1 protein-coding gene and 1 pseudogene are annotated in these 2,045 nt (G+C 65.4%); one reads left to right on the top strand and one right to left on the bottom strand.

What is annotated here, in order from left to right; all coding sequences use genetic code 11:
- Positions 1–473: 473 nt before the first annotated feature.
- The gene (locus EJK15_RS69015) at positions 474–1,157 is read left to right on the top strand and encodes a hypothetical protein (RefSeq protein WP_138720881.1); all 684 of its coding nucleotides are present in this window, start codon (positions 474–476) and stop codon (positions 1,155–1,157) included.
- A 503-nt stretch (positions 1,158–1,660) separates the two neighbouring features.
- Here the strand turns inward: EJK15_RS69015 and EJK15_RS74000 are convergent.
- Positions 1,661–2,045, bottom strand: a pseudogene (locus EJK15_RS74000) (hypothetical protein); the annotation flags it as partial.

Here is a 2,045-nt window from a genome sequence, read left to right as displayed (position 1 = left end):
TGCGTCCTTGGGCTCCGTGCGTGCCACCGCGGTGTCCTCCAGGTCGATCTCCGTCGATGCCTGGATCACAGTACTCATCAGGTGCGTTCTCCTTGATCAGGAGTTACACCGAAAACCGTACAGTCCCGTCCCTTCCGGATGAGGTTGGCGGCCGGGACGGGTTCTGACCTGCGGGACGACATCTTGGTCTGAACGGTTTCGAGCGGAGTTGTTCAGGTCTTTCTGTCGGCGAGAGGACGCAAGCGTCCGGGTAGTCGATCGGTATGAGCACCGATGAGCCCGGTCCTGAGCTCTGTGACTGGTGTGGCGCGGTCATCACGAACGGGTCGCAGATTTACTCAGTCGTGCAGGACCCCCCTCCGCGCGGGGAGCTGCCTTGAGCTGCACTACGCCTGGCTGATGCCATCGGCTGCACCGGTTCGCTGGCAGGCCCCGTTTGCGGGAGGCAGGGGAGCATAGGGCATGGTAATCCGATGACGAGTACGACAGGCGGCCCGACGGTACGAGACACGACGACGCGCCAAGTGATTGACTTGCGGGTGCACCGCTGGCTGATGACCGTGGGGGCGCTCCTCACCGCCGTTGCCCTTCTGCTGCTGTCGCTACTTCCAAGCGCGCCTTCTGAGGCGATCGCGATGACGGCGTGGGTCCAACGCGGTCACTCGCTACTGTTGTGGAGCGACGAACTGCTGTTCTTCGCGGTCATCTGCTGGGGAGCCGGTGCCCAGGGCCTCTTCGGCGCGCGCAAGGCCGGACCGTCGGTGCGGATCAACGTAGGAGTGACCGCTCTCGCGGCCGCCCTCGTCGCTCTCGTCGTCCTACTGCTCGCGGTGGGGCGTCTGGTCTACCCGGTGTTTGAGATTCAGCTGTCAGCCGAGGTCCTAGCCCTGGTCGTCAGCTCGACGTTCGGCGCCCTGCATCTGGCGTTCCTAGGTTTCGCCGTCGCTGCGGTCGCGCTCAGCTGGTCGACACGCGCCGGACTAATCGGGCGAGCTGTCGGCATCTTTGCCGCGGCCTCATTCATCGTCGGCTCTTTCCCCTGGTTGACACCGAACTGGTGGAACTCATTGGTCGCGGTACTGGTCGCCGCGTGGGGCGTCTTCCTCGCCCTTGCTACCGTTACTCACACCAAGAATCCCAGCGACGCAACGGGGTAGGGCCCCACGTATGGGTAGCCGTCACCAGCCCTAAAGTTACTGACAAGTGTGGTAGGGGTGGCCGACGCGGCCTGATGTTCGTTCTGCTCAGGCGGGGGCGTTTCGATCAGCCCCTCGCCGACATCATCACCTCGCCAGAACCCGGCCTAGATCAACTTTTTGATCCCTGGTCGCACGTTCGTTAGCAACGCCCCGAGTTGACCGATTCCGCGCAAAATCTAGGTCGCCGCTCTGAACCGGTCTGTAGTGCGCTGGCTCTGCCAGATCGCGCCGGCGAACTGTTCCATCGGGATGCTCCACTCGCGAATGACGACAGGGCGGACCGTGCGATGGTGCAGGATCATTTGACCGGGGCGCCGCTTGCGGGAGAACCACAAAACGGCCTTGTCGTGGCGCTCGCGGTTGGCCCTGGTGACCGTCGTGTCCAGGTGGCTGGGCCGGCGATGTCCCGGGGCCGGGGTTGAGGAACCTGCGGACAGCCGTTGGCGGTACTCGCGAGTAACTTAGCTGGATGCTTCGGCAGGGGCGTCTCGCGCTGCGGGTCCGCCCTCGGTCGGGATGAGCGGGGGCGGATCCGGCTGGCCGGGCAGTAGCCCGGTCAGTGCGGTTCGGATGGCGGCCCGGCTCACTCCATGCGCACGGGCAAGAGCCGCGATCGAGGTGCCGTGGTCGGCGAACGCCGACCGCACCTCCTTAAGTCGGGCGCCGGCCAGCGCGGGCGGCCGGCCGCGGTAGCGGCCTTCGGCTTCAGCGGCGGCGATCCAGCGGCGGGGCGATGAGGCCGCCGTGGGTCGGTGCAGGTCAGGGTTTCCCTTTAAAGGTGCTGCACCCTTGTCATTTCGTTGGATGGACGTGGTGTTCGGGCCGTCGGCGCGGTAGGAGCCCGCA

This window comes from Nonomuraea basaltis, from assembly GCF_005893125.1.
Classification (GTDB): domain Bacteria; phylum Actinomycetota; class Actinomycetes; order Streptosporangiales; family Streptosporangiaceae; genus Nonomuraea; species Nonomuraea basaltis.
This window is presented reverse-complemented; position numbering and strand designations above follow the sequence as displayed.